The sequence below is a fragment of the Flavobacterium sp. genome (assembly GCF_035299245.1).
Classification (GTDB): Bacteria; Bacteroidota; Bacteroidia; order Flavobacteriales; family Flavobacteriaceae; genus Flavobacterium.
This window is the reverse complement of the sequence record NZ_DATGWY010000019.1, coordinates 155,429-175,045: the sequence shown is the minus strand read 5'-3', so window position 1 is coordinate 175,045 and position 19,617 is coordinate 155,429. Positions and strand designations below refer to the sequence as shown.

Below are 19,617 nucleotides of genomic sequence, written 5' to 3'. Positions count from 1 at the left end.
GATAATTGATAATTGATAATTGATAATTGATAATTGATAATTGATAATTGATAATTGATAATTGATAATTGATAATTGATAATTGATAATTGATAATTTAAAAAATAATTCTTGATTGACGAATAATTGTCAATTGTTAATTATCCATTGTTAATTGTTTTGCCCCAGATTGTAGTGGAAAGCCTTTTGGGAAGAAAGTGAGTTTTTGCTGCGGGAAAAAAGCGACCAAAGGAAGCTCTTTTTACCGCTTACAAAAACCACTTTGTGAGCAAAAGCTTGTAACGTAAAGCTGGATTAGGCACATAAAAGTAGCTGAGTGAATGAGATGCTGAGTAACTGAGTTAAAATTACTTTTTACATCGTGGTTCTTTTGCTATTTTTACAAAGTTAAAATTACAAAAATGACTAAGAAAGAGCGTGCAACGTTTGTTATAAATACGTTAAAAGAACTGTATCCGAGTATTCCGGTGCCGTTGGATCATAAAGATGCGTATACCTTGCTGATTGCAGTGTTGTTGTCGGCGCAATGCACTGATGTGCGCGTGAATCAGATTACACCGCTGTTGTTTGCCAAAGCGGATAATCCGTATGATATGGTAAAAATGAGTGTGGAAGAAATTAAAGAAATTATTCGGCCTTGCGGACTTTCGCCTATGAAATCAAAAGGAATTCATGGATTGTCGCATATTTTAATTGAAAAACACAACGGCGAAGTTCCGCAGAGTTTTGAAGCTCTGGAAGCATTACCCGCAGTTGGACACAAAACGGCGAGTGTAGTGATGAGTCAGGCGTTTGGAGTTCCTGCATTTCCGGTTGACACACACATTCATCGGTTGATGTACCGTTGGAATTTATCGGATGGAAAAAATGTAGTTCAGACCGAAAAAGATGCTAAAGCGATTTTTCCTAAAGAATTGTGGAACGATTTGCACTTACAAATTATTTGGTACGGAAGAGAATATTCGCCCGCTCGCGGTTGGAGTTTGGAAAAAGACATCATTACGCGAACTATTGGTCGAAAAGAGGTTTTGAAAGAATTTGATAAAAAATAAATTATCGTAGTAATTCCATTATTTTGTTAATTCCTTTCTGCAAACCTTCATAATAATGACCGTCTTTGAATTCAGGAATCATTATTTGACCAACAATTTCCTTGGTTTTCTCGTTTGAGATTATGGGAACAATTCCATCTCCGTTTTGGATTTGAACTTGTCGCAATTGTTTGCTCACCACAATAAATACTCCGTTGTTTTTGCCTTTTTTACCAACTCCTGTTTTATTGGCTAAATCGAGTGAAAAATTAAAAATATCATCGTAAGGTTCGATGCTTTGCACCGTAACGATTGCCATTTCAACTGAGGTTTCTTTTTCAAAATCAACAATCATTTGTGTTAATTTTGCTTCTTCTTTTGGACTTAAAATTCCTTCAAAATCAGTTACTATTGATTCTATTTTGGGAAGAGAATCATTTTGTTGATTTTGAGCATTTGATTTTTTGGGACTGCAACCAATAACAATTAGAATGACCAAAAAAGCAGTAATCTTATTCATAAAAATGAAATTAAAATAAAAAAATATCCCGATTATGAATCGGGATATTTCTTAATTAGCAATGATTTCGAAGTTTTTGTTACCCACTTTTATAATATTCAAAGCTTTTGAATAATTAAGTAAAAACTGTATGGTTTCTTTTTTAGGTAACATTTTGGTAGTTGCTAATGCTTTTTTAGAGTAAAGTTTTGCCATAGAATAGTTTAATTGTTTATTCTATAACGCAGCAACATGCAAAATATTGTTAATTGGTTAAAATAATATTGTTTTTTTCAATTACTTTTCTCAAGTTCATTAGTGCGTAACGCATTCTACCTAAGGCAGTATTGATACTTACACCTGTTACATCTGAAATTTCTTTGAAACTCATATCTTGATAAATACGCATTACCAATACCTCTTTTTGATCGTCTGGCAACTCATGTATTATTTTTTGAAGGTCATTTTCAATCAAACCTGTGATGATTTTTGCCTCAATGTTAGGTTCATTATCCGATAAAATAGAAAAGATAGAAAACTCTTCGGTTTCGCGAAGCATTGGCATCTTTTTGTTTTTTCTGAATTGATCCACAATTAGATTGTGAGCAATTCGCATTACCCAAGGTAAAAATTTGCCTTCTTCGTTATAGGATTGTGATTTTAAAGTATTGATTACTTTAATGAATGTGTCTTGAAATACATCGTCTGCTAAATCTCTATCAGCAATTTTTGAATAAATAAAGCCGTAGATTTTAGACTGATGTCTGTTGATTAATACAGCCAAGGCGCTTTCGTCACCAGCCATATAATTCTTTACCAATAAAGCATCTGGGATTTGTAAAGTAGCCATAATATTACCTTTTAGTTTCGGGTTAAAAAAGTGAGATTTTCTCTAAAAAGTAATTTTTATTCTATAGGCGACTCTTAAATTTTGATTAAATTATACCCAAATGTAACATAATATTTTCTTAAAAAACAAATAAAAGCAAAAACTTTAACATTTCTGATGCAATAAATTTGAAAATTACAATCAAAAATTGCTCAAAAACAATTGATTTTAGATGTTATTAAAAACTATAAAAGTGCGTTTACCTTACAATTAATTTTTCTATTCTTTTGGAATCGCCCGAGTAAATAGCTAAAAGATAAATTCCGCTTGATAAACTTCTTACATCAACTGAATTGGTTTCTTCTATTGCGGTCAAGACTAGATTTCCAACTATATCATACAATTCAACTTTATCTATGGTAACCGTTGATGAAAGAGTTAGATAATCGTCTACTGGATTCAAGAATGAGACTTGATTCAACTCGGTTGGGTTGGTTAGTTCTAAAGCACAATTGGATCCAACTACATAAGAAAAATAATTGGTAACCGAAAAACCTCCAGCGTAGGCAAACTTTGTAGCATAATAAATAGTTTGACCAATGGTTTGACCCGTAATCGTATAAGTGAAAATATTACCTGACACATTAGTCATTTGGTATTCGGCAAACGGACTTTGTCTCCACAAAAAAGCCACTACACCTACTTTGTCAGTATCCAACATTTCAAATGTGATTTTGACATTATTTCCGATCGTTTCAAAAGCATAATTGTATCCTATAGAAAATGGTGAGCCTAGCTGTGATGCTGTATTAGTTCCTGAACAACCTGTAACTCCTGTGGTGGTAGCATTAAGTACTATTGGATTAGAGACATAACTGTTCCCTGCTAAATCGCTAGCCGAAACCGAGAAACTATAGTTGGTGTTTGGAGATAAATTCGGAATCACAACCGACTTTTGAACACCCGAAGGGTTGGCTACGTTAATGGTTCCTCCACTGTAAGTGATAGTATAAGAAATGTTACCCGAATTATCGTTGGCATTCAACAACAATTCAATAGAAGAACTAGTAATAGCTCCAACAGCAGCAACAAAATTTGTGGGAGCTTGCGTATCAACTGTAGTATTCTGATAGACTCTAACGTAATCAATTTCCATTGAAGCTTGAGTAAAACTGGAAGGTATTGTTCCTGCAACTCCACCCATAGCAATATTTAGCAATAAGTATTGCTCGGCATTGAAAGGCCAATTACTTGGAGTTTTTACAGCAGGATTATAAGTGTAATACGCTACACCATCTAATAAAAAAGTAATTTGAAAGGGAGACCAATTCATTGAATACACATGATAATCGCTGCCTAGATTATTGGCTAAGGTCCCTCCAATATTAGTAGTATTTCCAAAAGAGGAAGGTGTATGAAGTGCACTTTGGACGTAATTTATGGGTTGGGATTGTGTTATACCGTGTTCCATTATGTCAATTTCTCCACAAGCTGGCCAATTGGTTGTTCCGAAAGCCGAATCAAAAAAACCTCCATCCTCATTAACGTTTTTACCCAACATCCATAAGGCAGGCCATGTTCCTTGATTGGTAGGAACTTTGGCACGAATGTCAACACGCCCGTACAAAAAGGCAAATTTAGAATTCAATCGAGCGGACGTATATTGTTTGGTAATTCCTTGAGAAGTGTACGGCTCTTTTTTGGCTACTATATTTAAGAATCCAGCATTTACAAACGAATTGGTTAGCTGATCAGTGTAATGTTGCACTTCGCCATTGAACCAACTTCCACCTGCGGGCAATTGTGTTTGATGATGCCACTTAGTAGGATTTACTGCTCCATTAGTATCAAACTCGTCCGACCAAACTAAATTGGTATACACAACATCAACTTGAGAAAACCCGAGTTGCGTTGTTAGAATGAACATTAAAAAAATCTGAAATACTCTATTCTCTTTCATAATAAGTTTGATAATAATGGTCTTTACTGTAAGACCATTTTGTTTAAAATTTAAGTTTTTCGTTTTTATCCCACAATCCCCAAAAGGCACCTACATCGCCTTCTGCTCCTACTTTCCACGATTCATCAAAAGAGGAAAAATAGAAAATCTCAATATCGTTTTGAGTGGACCAATTTTGAGTTTCTATAAAATATTTCATAGCATTTTCGTTGGATGCTATTGCACCTTTGAGTGAACCTCCTTCGCTTGGCCAACCCGTTTCGGTAATGATAACACGCTTGCCTTGACCTGCATTTTTGGCCGATTCAAACATGCTTACCATGTGATGAAAAGAGTGTTCGATTGGACAACCTTCCCAATACGGATAACAATTGGTTAAGATGACATCACAAACTTCTGTGATATTGGGTCGATGAGAAAATTCGTAATACGCATCAACATAGCCAACAGGAATATTGGGCAATGCTTCTTTAACACGATTAATATAGTGTATCAATTGTTCTTCCGACAAATCATTTCGGTACATCACTTCATTGCCTACTGCAGCGATATCTACACAACCTTCTTTGGCTAGAGTAATCAGACCTTCAATTTCTCTTTCATTCAATTCTAAATCACTACTTAACCAAGCGCCAACCAGTGTTTTCATGCCGTTTTCGTGTGCAATTCTCGGAATGTGTTCATTTCCTTCAATGCACGAAAATGAGCGAACCCAACCCGAGTAGGGCTTTAGAATTTGTATGCGTCGGTTTACTTGCTCGGCTGTGATGATGTCGCCGGGTTTTTGTCCGTCTTCGTACAAACTGAAACAAATTCCGTGCATTCCATTTTCTAAAGTATCTCTCCACAAATCCGTTAAATCTTTTTTAGTTATTTCAGAAAAATCGATGTTATGATGTACATATTCTTGCGATTTTTGATTTGAATTTTGATTGGGAGAATAATAATGACCTTCTCTATACGACATAACTATTGGTATTAAATTTCAACTTTTCATTTTTGTCCCAAATGCCCCAAGCACTTCCTACTTCGCCTTCTTGGCTTATTTTCCAAGGTTCATCAAAAGAAGAAAAATAGAACACGTCAACAGCATTGTTTTTTGCCCATTCTTGCACGGAAATAAAATACTTCATGGCATTTTCATTGGATGGTTTTGCCTGTTCCACTTGATTGCCCGAACTAGGCCAACCCGTTTCGGTAATGATTACTTTTTTTCCTAGAGCCACTTTTTGAGTTAACTCGACCATTGAATTTAGATAGTTCAATGCAAATTGATTTTCAGAGCCTTCCCAAAAAGGATAACAATTGGCTAAAATTACATCGCACGCATCTACTAAACTAGGGCGATTTAAGAATTGATAATACGCATCAACATAACCAACCGGAATTGAATTAGGCAATGCGTCTTTTACTCTTTTGATGTATTCCAACAATTCAACTTCGGAAAGCTCTTGACGATGCAACACTTCGTTTCCGATGGCTGCAATATCAACTACTCCTTGATTTGACAGATAAATTAATGATTGAATTTCTTTTTCATTTCGCTCTCTATCATTACTAATCCAAACTCCAACAATGGTTTTTAAGCCTTTATTCTTAGCAATTTTAGGAATGGATTCATTTCCTTCTGTACATGAAAAAGATCGAATCCATTGGGTGTGAGAAGCAACAATATCTAATCTACGGTGAATTTGGCTTTCTGTAACTGTATCACCAATTGTTTGACCAACGGTATAAGGACTGAAACACAAACCGTGGATTCCGTTATTGAGAATTTCTGAAAATTGTCCTCTTATTTCATCTTCTGTTTTAGAGCTGAAATCATTTCCCAAAGAGACATTTATGGTGTTTTTGTCTTTAACCAAAGAAAGTAATTTTCCAGAAAGATATGCAGATGATTGGCTTTTGGATTTTCCTTTTCGCCTATCTAAAATATCTCTCACTTCTCTGGCTTTGGCTTCGTCTATATCATAATTTCTCATTACCCAAATGGCACTCAATGTACCAAGAATTGGAACTCCTACAAAGAAAATTCGCAGCCAAAACATAGTTTCATCGGTTTGTGTAGCAGCATTGGACTGAAATGCGACCAAAGAAAGAATTAATCCACTCAATAAACCTGCAACTGCGGTTCCGAATTTTACCATCCACCAATAAATGGCACCTAAACTTCCTTCTCTTCTTTTTCCTGTGTTGAGTTCATCAATATCAATAACATCGGAAGTCATCGACATCATTAAGGTAAACAAACTCCCAATTCCGAAGGAGAAAAATGGTAATGCAAACAAAAATAGGTGCGGTTTTCCGGGAACAAATAATACAAAGAGTAAGATGTAACCTATTACAGAAATTCCTTGAGATAATAAGAAAGCTTTCTTTTTCCCCATTGTTTTTGACATTCTAGCCACGACAGGAATAACCGCAACGGTAGTGATAATTGCACCTACACTTCCAAATAAAGTAGGCCATAATCCGAAACCGTCTTCATTTCCTTTAAATAAATAGTACTTGATGATAAAATATGAAAATGCTGCTGTGGTTTGAAAAGCGTTGAAAATTAAAAACGTAGCAATACAAATTTTTCGAAATGGTTTAATTTCTATTGAAGCTTTCAAACCTTCTTTAATTTCACCAAAACTTCCGAGAATACCTTTTAAATCAATTGGGCTGTAATTTTCGTTAAGCGTAGATTTACTTGGAATAAAAAAAGCAGGAATTGCGGCTAAAATTGCACAACCAATGGCAACATACACAGCCAAAGTTCGGACTGCAACTTCACTGGATGGAAATAAGGTTTGATCTCCCATAATTACCCAAAACCAAGGCGCAACTACCCATGCTAACTGACCAATAAGTTGTGCAGTTGCCATAATATTGGTTCGTTCGTGGAAATCATCACTCATTTCGTAACCCATCGCTACATAAGGAATACTAAAAATGGTCAATCCGGAATAAAAAATCAATGAAACCACTAAAAAATACCAAAAATTGTAGGTAACGCCGTTTTCAACGTACAATTGCCACATTAATGCAAAAGAAATTCCTAAAATAATGGCACCAGCCAATATATATTGTTTTCTTCTACCCCATTTTGATTTGGTATTATCACTCACATAACCCATTATCAAATCAAACAAAGCATCATAAAACTTTGGAATAAAATAAGTTAATCCCAATAAAAATCCGCTAAACCCCAGTTTTTCTACCAAAACAACAGTGAAAATTCCTAAAGCTGCTGGAAACATTTGGTTGGCTAACATTCCTAATCCGAAAGCAATTTTTTGTCCGATAGGAACTTTATTTTGTGGTGATGTTGAACTAGTTTTTGACATAATTAGGAGGTTATTAAATTATTGGTTTAGTTTAGTTTAGTTTAGTTTGTTTTGATTACTATGGTTTGCAATGCTTTTGCATCAATAGAAATAATTGTATTCTTATTATCCAACCGGATTTCGAGTGTTTGTTTAGAATCGGTTGGGTTAAAAACGGCTACTGCAATTGAACCATCAGGGTTTTTAACCGCAGTTGACATAATCTCTTTATGATTAATGGCACACCCAATCTTTATTGCACCTGGACGCATGAATTTACTAAAATGTGCCATCGTATAATACAACGGTGTAAAATACACCTCATCCTTTTCAACATCAACAATTACTGGCGCAGTACACCAATTTTTAAACCAATTGGGTCCGCCTTGACGGTCCAACACCATATTCCAATCGATCCAACCATCCACCCAATTATTCAGACAACCAATGATATCAGTTGCATAACGATTCACCGGAGCGTATTTTGGATGCAGGTGTTTGTCTTTTTCGCTGGCCCAATCCCAACCCCAATCGGTGGCTTCTTTTTTCCAGTACCAAGCATCATCATTCCAATGCGGTACTTCGGCATCAATACAACCTTCAGTTTCAATTAGGTATTTATTGGGTGCTTTTTTGTGTGCGTATTGCAAAGCATCTGGAAAATAATCATAGGTGCTTTCATACCAATGAATGGCAGTTCCAGCAAAATATTTCGATGTAGCCTCGTTTTTGAACATGGCATCCACCCATTCGGGCAAACCCGCTCTATTTTGGTCGTAGCCTAATATTTTAATGTCTTTCCAACCGTCTTTTTCTAATTTTGGACCGAGGTGATTCTGTACGAACAAGGTCATTTCTTCGGGAGAAAAATGAGTGCTTTCCCAGTTGTTTCCGTTGCCATGTGGCTCGTTGATTACGGTAACTCCCCAAATAGTGATCCCTTCTTTTTTATAAGCATCTAAGTACTTGGAAAAGTATAAGGCAAATGCATCGTTGAATTCGGGGACTAATTTTCCACCAACAAATTGTTTATTGTCTTTCATCCAAGGCGGACACGACCAAGGTGATGCAATGATTTTAAAACCTTCTTTCGAAGTCGATTTGGCTTCTAGAATCATTGGAATCAAATCGGAACGATCATCCTCTATTGAGAAATGCTCCATTTGTAAATCATTTTCAACTTTGGCGTACGTATAATTGCTTAATGAAAAATCACAAGAAGCAATATGAGTACGAGTCAGTGAATAATTGGCGCCATTTTCACTAAAATAAGCGTCTAAAATTTTCTTGCGGTTTTCTTTGCTTAGTTTGTTCAGTAAATGTGCCGATGCTTCAGTAAAAGAACCTCCAAAACCCGTTATGGTTTGAAATTGTTCATTTGGATTTAAAGTAATCACGATTGGATTTTCGTTTTCAGAAAATGCAGTAATTTTCTTCAATGCGTTGCCTTGAGCCGAAGTTTCATATACTTCAACATTGAGTTTTTCGGTTACTTTACAACTGTTCAATGAAAATGTCATGATAAAAATTAGTATCAAAAAGGTAAAACGAGTTTGTATGTACTTCAATTGAATCATTGCAATTAATTCTTTAAAATTGCAGTTGGAACTTTCACATCCATCCACAATGACTTTTCGTCTCCTTTATAGGTTTTGGTAATGGGCTTTCCATCACGTGTTAAACCATTGAAAATTCCGTTATCAACCTCTTTCCAAAGCGCAAACTTGGCTTGTGCCTGTAAATTGAAAAGTCCGAAATGATTCTCAGAACCCATCGGATTACCACTGTCTTTCCAATTTTCATCAAAAGCTTCAAAATAGAAACACGCAATATTTTGACTGTTTGACCATTGTCGCATGAGATGGTAAAACTGCGCCGATTTGTATTCGTCGGTAGCTTTTGAACCTTCATTACCATAGTGCTCATTTGACACAGTTGCCCAACCGGTTTCTCCAATATGAACAGGTTTATTAACACCGATTGACTTCATATATTTTACTACACTATTGTATTGTGAAATGGAATAATCGCGAGCTCTGAGCATGGCGGCATCCACTTTTTCTTTTTCTGCTAGTTGCGATTCGCTTTCTTTTATTCCCCAAAAAACTGGATTATAATGTGTATCGTGCATTGGGTAAGTATGCATCGAAATATAATCTACGGCTTTAATTAGTTGATTTAAATCGTCTACATGATATTCACTTCCGCCTCCACCCCAAGAAGCAAAATTGTCCGAACTGGTAATCCAAACATCACTAGGTAACTTGCCATTCTTCTTTAAATTCTGCAGGTGATTCACCCATTTCAAAATGATATTGGGCGTTACATAATAACTGGTTGCCCATTTTACCATCGCTTCGTTTCCTACAGCAATGATTTTTATGATATCAGGATATTGATTGGTCAATCGAACCGCTTCTTCTATTTCAATGGCATTACGTTGGCTTTCTTCATTGTGAATGGGCGGTAATTCGGTCCACGCATTTTTACAATCTATCCATGCGCCCAACATCAGGTACATTTCAAAATTAGCATCCTCTTTTTTTAATTCGGTTATCGCCTTTAAAATTGTGGCTACTTCAGCATAGTGAACATTATAGGTTCGAATGACTTTAATATTCATTGCAAACAGCAGCTTTAAATCGTCTTTTACTTCTGCAATGGTGGGTTGTTTTTCCCTGGTATTGGTTCGATATCCACCATAACAAATGGCTTGATAATTTACATTTCCTAATATTTTTTCGGCGGTCATTGGGTTTGAAACTATAGTTCTTGTACTTTTTGGGTTACATGATATAAAAACTGCAAATATGATGTAAGCGATCCTTTTCATTATCTTAGGTTGTCTTCTGATAAAAACACTTCCACTAGTGCAATTTCACCTGTTCTGTGGAATATTTTTTTACTCTGATTTTCATTCAATTCAAGTGATTCAACCGTTTCATTTGCTCCATTTGTATAGTACAATTCTATTGCATTATGTTGTGCAATTTTATAGATGATTGGCACCTGACAAACCGTAAAAGCCAAACTGTCTTTCTCGAGAGTGATTGTTTTTTTTGATCCATCAACTAAAACAAAATCAGCTATAGTAGTTTCAGACAAAAATTCTTTTTTCAGTAAGAAAGTCGGTTGAAATTGTAATTTTCCGTTCTTCATTTTCACGCCTAATTCGCCAACACGAGTTAGAATGTCTTCTTTAACTTGACCTGTCATTCCGGGTTGTTGAGCGCCTTTGTTGGATGGTGTGTGCGAATACGGATCGGTTGGAAAAGCACCGTATACTTCGGGAGATTTGTGAACACCGATTCCAGCGCCGATGGCATCAAAATGATTGATTAACGCATCAATAACCTCTTGACTTTCATTGGATTTTGTTGCACGATTAATGACTTCTAAAACGGCGACATGCAATTTAGAAACCATGTGCCAATAAATAGAACCTAAACCTTCATAACCGTAAAAAGTACCTGATCTACCGGTGAATGCTTTGTGATTGAATACTTCTTCAAAAATTCCCAATACTAATTCAGTTTCATCGGAAACCAATTGCTTGTATGCTGGGTCATTGCTTATTTCTTTTAAAGCATTTTTTAAAGAATCTGCATTATTAAAATTACCATTGAAATGATAGTTCCCTTTTATATCTTGATTGATTATGAATTGATTGTTGTAATCGACTAATTTTTTCAACAAGTTCGATTTTTCAACATGGCTTTTTGAAATGGTATTTTTTTCTAAAAACTTTGGAAGTTCTTTGTTGGGATATAAAATATAACTGTTTTGATCGACTCTGTACAAACTACTGTTTCGCAAAGCGTCTAAAACTTCGAGCGATTCTTTTCCGCTGAGAAACCCTGAACTTAAAATGGCCACTTGACCTTCGAGCATTTCTGATAAATACGAAACCGAAACACCATCGTTCTCAACCGACATTAAATTATAAGCATGATACAATTTGTCTTCGCGTTGGTTGGCTTTGATGGAATGGTCGATAAAGTCGATACTCACTTCCACAAATTTCTTCAAACCTGCCATTGAATGTGTACGTTTTTTACCCCAAAAACCACTGTTGTAAACCTGATGACGGTATTCAGAAGCCGCTTGACCCAAAGCATCAAGAATTTTCTTTCGATCTTGATTGTTGATGGATTGCGAAAGCAACGGTTGAAAAGCAAGAAGATTTTCTCTAATTGCATGATAAAATTCGACCATTTCGTTAGAAATTTTTATAGTTTCTTGGTCGGAATTATCTAATAATTGTTGAAAGAACTTAAGGAATCGTCTCAAGTAACATAACGTAACCATTGAAACTCCATTTCCTACAAGTGCATTATTGGCATCGTTCCATTCTGGGCGTTGCGTGTTCATCCAAATTCCGGCTTCGGGAATAAAATTGGACATTTTTGCCAATACTGTCGCCAGTATTTTTTCGATAAAGTTTACATGGTAAATTTCGTCGTTGTTGTCGCGTAACAATGCGCCATCAGCTCCATTCTCAAGCCTTCTTTTATTGATTTTGGCATCCCATTCGTGATCAAACAAAATGGTATCTTTTGGATTTTGAAGAATATCTTGGTACGATTTGATGGTATATGGAACCGCCGCGTATACAAAATACTCTTTATCAAAGTACGAATTCAATTTACCCGGTTGGTAATTTTCTATGAATTCTAAAAATTTTAGTAAGTAGATGATTTGGTGATCGCCCCAATAGCCGATGTACGACCACGGATTATCGGGTTCGATGGTTTCCCAATCGAAGCCATCTTTCGTAACACGATACGGATTGTATCCATCAAAAGTGGAAGCGTTGAGAAATTTATGAATCATTCCGTCTATAAATTCGGGATAAGCGTTGGCAAGCGATTCCCAATTCTGGAAAATATCGCGCCAGTTTCCCTGGTAATCAAGGATTTTTGAACCGTCAATTTCGCTTCGGGTGTTGATGGAAAACTTGTTCCATGGGCGACTAGGATCGCCGTGTCTTCTACTGAATTTTAGCGGTAAATATTCGATACTTAATCGAATCAAATCGGCATCATCAATTGTAGCAATTAGTTGATGTAAATTGAAATAATCAAAAGTTGATGGCAGATTGTTTAAAAAAGAAGCGTTGGCTTCGAAAACCGTTTTATTTGCTTTTGAAATGTAATTGGTGAAATCGGCTTTTTCAATTTGATAATTGTGATCAAAGATTCCACCTCGCATGATATTGAAAAGCACATTTGCAAAATGGCGTGTATCTTTTCGTTTGTCGGCGGTAAATTGCAAGCCATCGGCAGTGGCATTGAGAGCAATGAGATTTTGCATGCCCAATTCAATATCCGAAATCACTTTGTTTTCTAAAGTTTCATCATTGCTAATAGCATCAGCCAACTGGATAATTTGTGCTTGATTTTGATTTACGTTGGCAATTATTTTCCAACTTTTAGAAGAATTCTTAGATAATTTCAAATTGGATGAAATAAAGTAAGCTCCTTTTTCTCCTTTAACATCGTTTTCTGGCTTAATTTCAAGTCCTTTTCTGAATGTTGGAACTTGTAATGACGACACCAAATAAATTGGATTATCCAATCCCAAAGACCAAGCAATATTCGCCTTTAGCGCTTCGCTCGGTTCTGCTTTATCTACAATTATTGCGCTGAGTGCAAAAATTCCTAAACCACTTTCTTGGTGTAGTTCGCTTCTTTTGTATGCATCAACTAAATTGCTAGTAGTCGCTTGCAAATCACTGCTTACTCCAAAAGGCAAGATATTCTGAATACCATCTAAAAAAGTAACTGAGTAATCTGAACTTGAATCATTTATAAGTTCGGATGTCTTTACAAAACCAAACAAATTGGAACTGCTCCATTGGTATCGGAATGTCAACTGAAAATCGTGGAGAATTTCCTCAAAAATGATGGTATTTCCGTAGGTGTTTTTATAAAGATTTCTTGAAATAGTGTATGTATCATTGAAACGCTCTGAGAAAGGTTCCCAAAGAAAAGCCTCATTATTAGAATGAACTTTAAAGATTGATTTGCTTCCCGTTATATCGGCAAATTCGGTTATTTTATCATCTGTATAATAGGGAAAAAGAGCGTATTCTGCATTTTTCCTTCCTGCTGTTAAACCTCCGTTGCTGGAGATGAACAACCAATGATTAGAATCACTAACGATACTCATGAAAAAAGGTCTCATTTGATCGTGATTGACGATTTTATAAAACAGTTCTCCATTGATAAAAACAGTATCCATTGCTACGGTTTTGCTTGACATTGAATCTAATATTGTAGGGTTTTGGCTCATAAATTAGGTGTTCGTATTTTTGATATAAATAACTTAACAGACTCTTTTTCAAAAGTCTATTAAGTTATTTTGAATTCATTATGTTAGGGATTTATTTATTGGTAAATTCTAACGTAATCTACTAGCATTGTTTGAGGGAAAGTAGTGTCGCCATTTGGAGAACCAGGTAAATTTCCACCAACGGCCATATTAAGAATGATGTAAAATGGTTTATTGAATACCCATTCACCAGGAACATCTTCAGGTGTTATTTGATTGTAAAGCACATCGTCTATGTAATAATTGATGTAGTTTTCATCCCATTCGATTCCAAAAACATGAAAATCGGTATCAAATCTGCTGTTTGGTAAAGTATAACTTTTGCTGATGGATGCACCTCCTGAATATCCTGGTCCGTGAACCGTTCCAAAAGCAGTTGTTGGATTATTACCTAGGTATTCCATGATGTCAATTTCACCACATTGAGGCCAAATTACAGTATCTGAATCAGCACCCAACATCCAAAATGCTGGCCAAATACCTTTACCCCAAGGCAATTTGATGCGCGCTTCTATTCTACCGTATTTTTGCTCTAATTTCCCTTTGGTGGTAATTCGTGCAGAAGTATACGATGAACCTAAATACAGTTCGTTTAGAGCTGTTATTTTTAGCATTCCATCTTCCACTTTAATATTTTGAGAACGATCGGTGTAGTACTGAAGTTCATTATTTCCCCAACCGTTATTACCTGTTCCAATATTAAAATTCCATTTGCCAGAATCAGGAGCACCTGTTGCATCAAATTCGTCACTCCAGACCAACTGTGTTTTTGTTACAACTGTTTGCTTTTCATCTGTTGAGCATCCTAAAGCTAGAGATAACGCACCAATAAGTACAACGTTTCTAATTATATTTTTTTTCATTTTAAGTTTCTTTATAAGTGTTATAAAAGTGTCTTAATTAGTTATAGAAATAGACATTGTCTACATGAATTACTGAATTATCTCCACCTTCTAAAATAATTTGTGCTAAATGTGATCTACTGGCAAGGTTAGGCATTGCCGAAAAAGGAATATCAATTGAAATCCAGTTTTGTGATACTAAAAAAGGAGCCGTAAATGTGGTTGAATGTCTTGTATCATCACCGCCACTAAATACTCCGTTTGCGCCAAAATCAACTACAATAACTCTAAGTTGTCTTCCGGGTGCAATTGGACCTGGAATGAAAGCATCCATATGGAAATGTGTCATTGCAGTAGCGTTGATTGTAGGATTACTGAATTCCATACCCACAAAATTAAAAATCGAGTAACTTAAAATATTATCTCCTTGAACTGTAAAATCATTGGAAACGGTAGTTTGATAGGGTTGCCAATATCCGTTGTAATAATTCACAGGAACGTTGTTGTAAGCATCTGAGAAAATGGAAATTACATTAGCTTGACTGCGTGTTGGTGTTGGAGCGTGAACAAAAGTACCTGCGCAGTTTATGGTAAGACTACCCGCAGCAGTAGTTCCGTTGAATGTAGCCGTAATCACTGTTGTTCCTGCACTTAATGAAGTTACTAATCCTGTTGGGCTTACAGTTGCCACACTAGGATTGGAAGAAGTGAATGTCATGTACGCCGGACTAACTGCTACTGATTGATTGGTACCATTAGGCATATTGAATGTAACTTTAGCATTTTCAATACTCGAATTTACTCCAACAAAAGTGGTTTCTTGCACATTGCTTCCGTTCATAATTGAAGCTTGACCGTGGGCGATGGTTCCTAATTTTTCAAATTTAATTTCATCAATCCAAAAAGTGTAACCAAATCCGTTGGTACCTTGAGTTCCCGCTGCATAACGAAACATTCCGCGTTCTTGAGTCAATTTTGAAGCATCAGGAATTGGGATGATGATTTTGGTCCAATTAGTACCTAAACTTACGTTGGTGATTGTGGCCATGTATTTGTTTTCGATAAAATCTTCACCAAAACCAAATTCACCGATGTTTACTCCTTGCGACGCTTTGGCCCAAAAAGTCAATGCATCGTAGCCTGATAAATCGCGTCCAGCACCATCAACTCTGAAAATAGCTCCTGCATAAGCTCCTTCTGGATCTACAGCATTGGGAACATCAATTCTGATGGAAGCATTACTATTGTATCCTTCTTCTTCATCTACAGAGAATGCTGTAAATTTTGAATCACCATAAGGAAGATAAAAATTACTTCCCATAGCAATTGGAGTATCTAAAAAGACTTCTGCCGTTTTAGGAAAAGTTGATAATGAAGCGTCATCCGACAATTCTCTTTCACAACTAATATTGGCAATCAAAACCAACCCTAGGAAAAGAGTGTTTCTTAAATAATTAAATGTTCTATTTTTCATCTTTAATTTTTTTTAAATTATTTTCCAATATTTATATGAATGTAAGTTCTTATTTCCCATTCTGATCCTTTACCGAATCCTACTGGAGATAGAATTGGTTCTGTTGCAAATTCTGTTGCTGTTTGGTTTGGAGAATATCTTGGAGAATACTGGTCAAGCGAGCGCCAAATTCCCATAATTCCGATTCGTGTATCAGGTAAAATAAACCAGCTTGGTTTTCCAACCGAAGTTGAAATATCAAGTGACGATTGAAGTGGATAGGTTAAGTTGAAATCTCTATGGTAATCAAATGGTCCCCAATCGTTTAATTTTAACGAAGATACTACTTTTACTTTTCTGTAAATCATTCTTAAATCACCACCCATTCTATTGATGGTTCTTTGTGAATCACCATTCGCTTGACCGTTACCAAAATAAATATTAGCAATCATACCAAAATTAGGATTCAATTTTGAAACAATTCTAGTATTGGATTCCCACAAATCTTGAGCTGGTGCCGATGATGCAAAAGCAAAAGCAGTACGATTACTTAAAAATCCGATGGCAGCATCTTGAGTGGTTGGTAAGTTACGATATACAAAACCTGTACTGAATGCGAATTTGGCATCTTCTACCATATCGTTGTTCCATTCGTACATCCAAGTTCCTGGAGTTGGATCGTAGGTTAAAAGTAATTCACCTCCAATCGTCTCTCTATTACCTCTTACTACAAAAGGATCGTCTTGGATATTACGCAATCTTCCTGGCGCTGCTACACCATTTGGCATTGCTTCAACGAGAGGTTTTTGCCACAAGAAGTTAGGAGCAATTTGTAGGTTAGTAGAAACATTATAAGTAAAACCAGCCAAGAAGTTCATTTGATTTCCACTTCCAGTGTCTTTCAATCTCCAACCTGTAAAAGTTTGCACGTTATCTGCACCGCCATTGGCAACTAATCCCATAATAGCACCTTGAGTATACACATTGAATTTACCTTTGGTAAAGGTTAATTTAGCTTTTCCACCCCAATTATCCTCCGATTTTACTTTATCATCGTATACAGTATAATTGTCTGGAGTAGTTTCTACAGCATATTGGAAAACTCTACCGTTTAAAGGTTGTCCTCCCCAAATACCACCAAACTCAACGCCTAGGTTTCCTACTTTTGTTTTAAAGTGGATGGTAGCTCTACGTGTTTTTGGAAGTGGAATTGCAATAGATGTTAAAGCTGCTGAAGCGTTTGCGATGTCTTCGTGGTATACTGCAGTTGCATCAAAAGCACCAATTTTTCTAGAATATTTAAGTAAATAAGCTGGGTTTGCTCCCCACCATAATTGTGGTCCGAAAGCTGCTTTTAAACCGTTCAAACTTCTTTTACCATCTACTTCAAAACCAAGAGTTTCTCCGTTGTAAATATCTAAATTAGGACCGTAATTGGCTTCTGGATATAATGCGAAGAAATCGCCTTCGTAACCCCAATGATAATGACCTGTTCTGTAGAAACCTCGTACTTCAAAATCTTTGGCAGTCCAAGAATAAGAAGCATTGTACACTTGAACTCTATTTATATCGTTCATTAAAACGGTTCCATCATTGGTAACTACTGTTTGTGCTCTACCTCTATTTTCGTAAAAAATTTCATTGATTGGATTTTCGGCAACACGACCTAATATGTTTACATTAACATTGGCTTTCATGTTAGATGTTGGATTTCCCTCAACACCAACGTAGTAGGATTCCATGTGATCAAAACCTAATTTGTTTGGATACGCATTTGTGCTTGGATCATCAACCGAAGGAGTTGTGATTAAAGTTCCGCCCGTATTGAATGTAGTAAACTCAGCTCTTAAATTGCTTATTTTTAAAATTCCGCCATCATTACTTTCAAGAGCGGCTTTATCTGCTCTAGCGCGTAATGACGCATCCATTATTTGTGTTTTGTCAAAATGATTGGCTACAGAAGCTAAAGTTGTTCCTTCTGCATACGGATTGAACTGATGTAAATCTTTCAACACATAATAAGCTGCACGTGGGTACAATTGGTAAAATCCTTTTGGATTAGTTGGCCCCTTGGCACAAATTCCGAACCACTCTTCATTCATGTTGTTTTCGCCTTCAGTAAAATCTTTTTGATATCCACCGTTAGACCACGAAGCATTACTATCGTGTACTTCTAAATTTTTGGTTTGACCGAATTTCCACCATCCATCACTGAATTGAAACGTAAAACCTCCTAAAGAGTTTCCAGCTTTGCCAAGACCTGCAGCATTTTCATAAATTTCTTTCCAATTTCCTTTTAAGTAAAAAGCTTGTGAATTTTGATCTTCTTGGTTGGTAAGAACACTAAAAGCATCCGAACCAAACTCAGACAATAGTACTGGTTTGCCGTATTCTTTTTTTACACGATCGTATAAATCGCCAAACGAAACACCACGGTAAACATTAGAAGCAAAAATATCGACGTCTTTACATTCTTTAGCAATGATGTCTAAGAAAAGTAAATCACCATTACAAATGGCTATTGGATGTGAAGAATCAATTCCTTTCATGGCAACAACAGCTTCGTTGAATAGTTTGTACATTGAGCGAGCTCTTGCTGTCGATTTTCTATCTTCCATTGGAATGTTTTCTGTTTCAGCACCATCCCAAAAAAGTCCGTAATTATTTTCGTTACCCAAAAGGAATAATAATAAACCTTTGGTATCTTTATAATCGGTTGCCATCTGCTTTACTTCTTTAAGTAGAAGTTCTTGTGTTTTGGCATTGGAATACTCTGTATTTGGAGTCCAAACTCCATCTAAGGTTAAGCCATATCGACCAAAAGAATGATTTAACATGGTATAGATTCCGTAGTTATTATATACGTACTCAATCCATTGTTTTGGCATACCAGCATATACTCTTATGGTATTAACACCCATATTTTTTAACAATCCCATTTCTTCATCTAAAGCTTGTTTGATGAACGCATCGGATTGAGTCCATAGACTATAGGAATAATTAGTTCCAATCGGATAATAATCCCAATTCATTCCGTTGATCATAAAGTCTTTTCCGTTGACTTTAAGTTTCATTTGAGAATTATTGTTTTCAACGACCACTTTATCAGCTTGCGAAAAAACAAGATGGGAATGACACCAAAAAATTAGCAAAAGAAAAATTTTTTTAATTGACATATTCAAGATTTAAAGATTAGTTAAAATTGAGGCAACATAATTACCTCATTTATGATTTCATAAAAATAGACACTAAAAATTATATTATTATCAAAAAGAACCTCAACAAAAAACATACATCTCATCATTTTTGCATTTTTTACAATAACATGATGGTAAAAACAAAAAAAATAGTTGTAAAAA

At 35.8% G+C, this 19,617-nt stretch carries 13 protein-coding genes; 1 reads left to right on the top strand and 12 read right to left on the bottom strand.

The features are described from left to right. Positions 1–401: 401 nt before the first annotated feature. Positions 402–1,052 carry an endonuclease III gene (locus tag VK161_RS13355; protein WP_324215287.1) on the top strand — a complete coding sequence of 217 codons (651 nt, stop codon included), beginning with the start codon at positions 402–404 and terminating at the stop codon, positions 1,050–1,052. Between the two features lies 1 nt (position 1,053). On the opposite strand, the gene VK161_RS13350 is transcribed toward VK161_RS13355, so the two are convergent. The 12 genes from VK161_RS13350 to VK161_RS13295 all read right to left on the bottom strand — a co-directional run bounded on the left by VK161_RS13350 (position 1,054) and on the right by VK161_RS13295 (position 19,434). Further along, complete coding sequence (locus tag VK161_RS13350; protein ID WP_324215286.1) at positions 1,054–1,551, bottom strand: TPM domain-containing protein; 498 nt, start codon at positions 1,549–1,551, stop codon at positions 1,054–1,056. Positions 1,552–1,602: 51 nt separating this feature from the next. Beyond that, positions 1,603–1,746 carry a hypothetical protein gene (locus VK161_RS13345; RefSeq protein WP_324215285.1) on the bottom strand — a complete coding sequence of 48 codons (144 nt, stop codon included), beginning with the start codon at positions 1,744–1,746 and terminating at the stop codon, positions 1,603–1,605. A gap of 49 nt (positions 1,747–1,795) precedes the next feature. After that, positions 1,796–2,380: an RNA polymerase sigma factor gene (locus tag VK161_RS13340; protein ID WP_324215284.1), complete on the bottom strand. Its 585-nt coding sequence runs from the start codon at positions 2,378–2,380 to the stop codon at positions 1,796–1,798. Between the two features lie 238 nt (positions 2,381–2,618). Next, positions 2,619–4,319, bottom strand: a complete 1,701-nt coding sequence (locus VK161_RS13335) for a family 16 glycosylhydrolase (protein ID WP_324215283.1) — start codon at positions 4,317–4,319, stop codon at positions 2,619–2,621. A gap of 43 nt (positions 4,320–4,362) precedes the next feature. Further along, entirely contained in the window at positions 4,363–5,286 is a 924-nt protein-coding gene (locus VK161_RS13330) for a glycosyl hydrolase family 17 protein (RefSeq protein ID WP_324215282.1), read from the bottom strand. Continuing rightward, positions 5,276–7,651, bottom strand: coding sequence for an MFS transporter (locus tag VK161_RS13325; RefSeq protein WP_324215281.1), 2,376 nt, complete (start codon positions 7,649–7,651; stop codon positions 5,276–5,278). Before VK161_RS13325 ends, VK161_RS13330 begins: the two co-directional genes overlap by 11 nt. A gap of 41 nt (positions 7,652–7,692) precedes the next feature. Next, on the bottom strand, positions 7,693–9,150 hold the full coding sequence (locus VK161_RS13320; RefSeq protein WP_324215280.1) for a glycoside hydrolase family 30 protein: 1,458 nt from the start codon (positions 9,148–9,150) through the stop codon (positions 7,693–7,695). A gap of 62 nt (positions 9,151–9,212) precedes the next feature. Then, complete coding sequence (locus tag VK161_RS13315; protein ID WP_414655430.1) at positions 9,213–10,463, bottom strand: glycosyl hydrolase family 17; 1,251 nt, start codon at positions 10,461–10,463, stop codon at positions 9,213–9,215. Then, complete coding sequence (locus VK161_RS13310; RefSeq protein WP_324215278.1) at positions 10,463–13,894, bottom strand: hypothetical protein; 3,432 nt, start codon at positions 13,892–13,894, stop codon at positions 10,463–10,465. Before VK161_RS13310 ends, VK161_RS13315 begins: the two co-directional genes overlap by 1 nt. A gap of 125 nt (positions 13,895–14,019) precedes the next feature. Continuing rightward, positions 14,020–14,826, bottom strand: coding sequence for a glycoside hydrolase family 16 protein (locus VK161_RS13305; RefSeq protein ID WP_324215277.1), 807 nt, complete (start codon positions 14,824–14,826; stop codon positions 14,020–14,022). Between the two features lie 37 nt (positions 14,827–14,863). Continuing rightward, positions 14,864–16,279, bottom strand: a complete 1,416-nt coding sequence (locus tag VK161_RS13300; protein ID WP_324215276.1) for an Ig-like domain-containing protein — start codon at positions 16,277–16,279, stop codon at positions 14,864–14,866. Between the two features lie 17 nt (positions 16,280–16,296). Further along, complete coding sequence (locus VK161_RS13295) at positions 16,297–19,434, bottom strand: glycosidase (RefSeq protein WP_414655429.1); 3,138 nt, start codon at positions 19,432–19,434, stop codon at positions 16,297–16,299. Positions 19,435–19,617: the final 183 nt, after the last annotated feature.